This is a genomic window from Micromonospora sp. NPDC049230 (genome assembly GCF_040647875.1).
Classification (GTDB): Bacteria; Actinomycetota; Actinomycetes; order Mycobacteriales; family Micromonosporaceae; genus Micromonospora.
This window is the reverse complement of the sequence record NZ_JBEZCZ010000089.1, coordinates 1-3,733: the sequence shown is the minus strand read 5'-3', so window position 1 is coordinate 3,733 and position 3,733 is coordinate 1. Positions and strand designations below refer to the sequence as shown.

Here is a 3,733-nt window from a genome sequence, read left to right as displayed (position 1 = left end):
ACCCGGCGCTTCATGGAGCGGGGGATGTGGTTCGTGGAATACGTGACCACGTTCCCCGGCACCCACCGGCAGGGATACGGCATCTGCGAGGCGGAGCTGTTCTTGCAGACCCGGACGGCGGCACCCCAGTGACCGGGCCGGCGCTCGAGGGCGAGTTGGTCGACGCCGCGCCGGCGCGTGGTGTCGTGGCGCCTCGTGCCGGGCGACCGGACCCGGTCGCCCGGTACGACGTCAAGGGCCCGCGCGGTCTGCTGCCCGCGTACGCCGACCTCTCCGACCCCGACGAGCGCGTCCCCCTGGACGTGGACGAGGCCCTGCGCGACGCGATCCCCGACACCACCTGGCGCACGATCGACTGGGGCTGGGGCCGGTTCATCCGCTGGTGCGGTACCACGAACCGCAAGCATGACCCGCCGACGATCGGCACGGTCCGGACGTACATCTGGGCGCACCTGACCTGGACCCGGAAAGACGGCGTCACCCTCGCCGGCCGCGGCGGCCGCCCCTACGCGTACGCCACCGTCGAGACTGCCCTCGGTGTGGTCTGCAAGGTGCTGCAGTGGCAGGGCTACCCGAGCCCGTGGAAACACCCCGGCGTCCAGGCGCAGCTCAAGGCGTACGACAAGAAGCTCCGCCAGATGGGCATCATGCCGGCCGAGGCGTACGCGTTGACCCCGGACGAGCAGGCCAGGGTGGTCCGGACCCGGGACATGGGGCAGGTCGCCGGCGTCCGTGACGCCGCAGCCCTGGCGCTGCACATGGCGACCGGTTGCCGGGCGGCCGAGTTGATGGGCCTCGACGACGGCGACCTGGAGTGGGAGTCGCGCACCCGGCTGTTGGTCACGATCCGCGTTGGGAAGGGTGGCGCGGCGCGTCGGATCCCGGTCGAGGCCGACGAGCCCGACGAGGAGACCGGCGAGAGCTGGGCGCCCGATGTGGACCCGCTGGTGCTGGTGTCCGAGTGGCAGGACCTCAAGCGCGCCCGCGGCATCAAGCCGGGCGGACCGCTGTTCCTGGAATGCAAGGTCGGCGGGAAGCGGAACCCGGGCAAGGGCCACTCGGGGGTGATCGTGCCCGGGAAGCGGATGACCACCGCGGCGTACGACAAGATGCACCACCGGGCAACCAGCCAGGCCGGCGTTGATGTCGACGAGAAGGGCAACCCGCGGCACGTCACCACGCACTCGGAGAGGGCCGCCTTCGTCACGAACGCATCCGACGCCGGCGTGCCCGTCGAGCGCATCCGGATGGTCACCGGGCACTCCCCCAACTCGCCGGTGATCTTCCGCTACGTGCGGTCGGGTCTGCGGTGGGGCGATCACAACCCGCTTGTCCAGGTCCGCCGGGCGGCCATCGTGCGGCGCCGACGCGCAACGCGGGGCGGTAGCGGGTCGTGATGACAAGCGGCGCACCTCCCCGAGGGACAAGGCAACGCCGACGGGCCACCACCACGACGGGCGGCCGAGCGATAGAGGACGTACGCGGGGGTCTCTCCCAAGAGAACCTGACCCGTTGGAGCGCTGCCCCGACAGCGTAGCCCCACACGCCGAGACCTGAGCACACCCGACCCGGCCCGACACGCCGGAGAATGATCACTGGAGGACCGAGGCATGACCGAGAGCACCGAGACACCCGACCGGCAGTACACCGGCGACGAGCTGCGGACCCTGCTGACCGCCGGTGCGAAGTACACCGGGTCACTGAGCATCCAAGGCGCCACGCATTTGCTGATCTTCACCGACGTGCCCGATCGGCTGGGGTTCCGTGCCCTGGTCGAGGTGGAGTTGGGTCTGTACGACCGGATCCACAAAGAGACGTACGACGTGGCGATCGTCCGCTGGGCCGGGCTGCTCGACGCGGCCCGGTCCTGGCGCATCGGCGGCGCCGGGCAGCGGCTGCTCGACTTGGCCGTCAGCATGGCCGCCGGCCGCCCGGTCGACCTGCGCGAAGCCCTGCCCGGTCTCGGCCACGCGCACGCCCGCCGCGTCGTGGAAGCGGTGGCGATCGCCACCGAAGCCGACGAGTTCTACACCCTGACGCCCAGAACGAAGCTCGCCGAGCTGCACGCCCTCCACGCCGAGATGCAAGGCGCTCCCGCGCCCCGGTCCCCGCTCCCCCCGTTCGATGAGTCCCGCCGGCGCGCGTACGCCCTCCTGGATGACGCCGCGGACGAGGTCCGGATGGGGGACTGGTCCCCGGCGCCCTCGGCGGACCAGCGCGCCGCCGTCCGCCGCGCCGTGGACCTGATCGGTCAGGCTAAGGCCGCCTTGAACGAGGCTGCCCTGTGAACGCCGGGCAGCAGGGCGGGAACACCCTGGCCGAGCTGCGCGCCCTGTACGCCAGCCTGGCCGACGGGCCGCCGGTCAACGGCGACTGGCTACTCGGTGAGCTGGGCAGGATCGTCCGCGCCGCCGGCGAGCCCGCCACGCCCCCGCAGGTGTGGCTGTCCACCCCGCCCCCGGACGCCCCGGCCGAGCTGCTCGATGTGCTGCTGCACTGGGCACAGGAGAACAACCTCGACCCGTCGCGGGTCCTCGACGGCGTCCAGGTCGACTTCATGGACGGCGTCATCCGGTACGTGGAGCTGACCGAGCCGAGCGCCCCGGGCGCCTGGCGCGACAGCCGCTACGGATCGTGGAAGCGTCGGGCCACCTCCCCGCTGCTGGTCACACCGCCCGAGGAGCTACGCCGCCCACCCGTCGGCCACGCGACACCACGCCAGCCCACCGAAGAGATCCGACTGGTAGCGGTGGACCCTGACCCGGCCGGCGTCGCCCGCCCGGTCGCCTACGCGAAGCTGACCGAGCCGAGCACCCCGGGCCCCGGGCAGGACGTCGCCTACGACTGGGCGAGATACAAGCGGACCTGCGCACCCGACCACCGGCTCTACGGGCACGGCGACCTCGCCCTCTTCCTCGGAGGCAGCGGGGACAGCTTCACCGGTCGGCTACTCGACCTGATCGCTAAGGGCCAGTGGACGCCGACGAACATGGCCGCACTCGAGCGAGGCTTCCCCCGGGAGGTCCACGCCTGGCGAGTATGGATGCCGATGTCGCCGTCGCCCACCGCGGCTGAGTTGTGCGCCAAGCTGACCGGAGACGACGCCTGATGGAACACATCGACCGGACCGACGCGACGCTCTCACTACGCACCCTCGCCGTCGCCGTCACCAGCGGCCGCGCTCCCCTGCCCCTGATGCGCGTGGACGACTCCGAGGGCCACCGGATGCGAATCATCCCCCGTCTCCTGCACAACGTGCTCTGCGACTGGCGCATCGGCACCCAACAGGACACCGACCCCCCAGTGATCGGCTGCGCCGGCTGCGGCTTCTGTTACCCGCCCGAGAGCGTCGACCCGACCGGCACCACCACCGGCGACCCGGCCCGACCCGGAATCGAGCCGGCCCCGTGACCGGGCCCATGAGTGACCCGGCAGCCATGAGTGACCCGGCAGCCGCGCTGATCGTGATGGTCGGCCCACCCGGGTCGGGTAAGAGCACCTGGGTTGGCAGCCGGTTCCGCACCGAGGACGTCTTCTCCCTCGACGCGTTCCGGCGGATGCTCACCGGCGACGTCGAGGACCAGGACGCCGACGCCCCGGCCGTGGACATGCTCCACCTGGCCGTCGAGTACCGGATGAGTCGGCGGCTGCTCACGGTGGTCGACGCGACGAACACCCGCTGGGCGTACCGGGATCCGCTGATCAGCCGGGCGCGCCGGTTCGATGTGCCGGT

General features: G+C 71.7%; 5 protein-coding genes. All 5 read left to right on the top strand.

The features are described 5' to 3' along the window. The first annotated feature begins 128 nt into the window (after positions 1 to 128). Positions 129 to 1,397, top strand: a complete 1,269-nt coding sequence (locus AB0A95_RS34615) for a tyrosine-type recombinase/integrase (protein WP_357559975.1) — start codon at positions 129 to 131, stop codon at positions 1,395 to 1,397. A 213-nt stretch (positions 1,398 to 1,610) separates the two neighbouring features. Further along, the gene (locus AB0A95_RS34610; RefSeq protein ID WP_357559974.1) at positions 1,611 to 2,288 is read left to right on the top strand and encodes a hypothetical protein; all 678 of its coding nucleotides are present in this window, start codon (positions 1,611 to 1,613) and stop codon (positions 2,286 to 2,288) included. Next, positions 2,285 to 3,109: a hypothetical protein gene (locus tag AB0A95_RS34605; RefSeq protein ID WP_357559973.1), complete on the top strand. Its 825-nt coding sequence runs from the start codon at positions 2,285 to 2,287 to the stop codon at positions 3,107 to 3,109. The genes AB0A95_RS34610 and AB0A95_RS34605 overlap by 4 nt, the downstream gene beginning before the upstream one ends. Beyond that, on the top strand, positions 3,109 to 3,411 hold the full coding sequence (locus tag AB0A95_RS34600; RefSeq protein ID WP_357559972.1) for a hypothetical protein: 303 nt from the start codon (positions 3,109 to 3,111) through the stop codon (positions 3,409 to 3,411). The genes AB0A95_RS34605 and AB0A95_RS34600 overlap by 1 nt, the downstream gene beginning before the upstream one ends. A 26-nt stretch (positions 3,412 to 3,437) precedes the next feature. Further along, the coding region (locus AB0A95_RS34595; protein WP_357559971.1) for an AAA family ATPase at positions 3,438 to 3,733 on the top strand (296 nt) is incomplete at its 3' end.

Coding starts and splice junctions, on each gene's coding strand:
- AB0A95_RS34600 (WP_357559972.1), top strand. CDS start 3,109: ATGGAACACATCGACCGGACCGACGCGACGCTCTCACTACGCACCCTC.
- AB0A95_RS34610 (WP_357559974.1), top strand. CDS start 1,611: ATGACCGAGAGCACCGAGACACCCGACCGGCAGTACACCGGCGACGAG.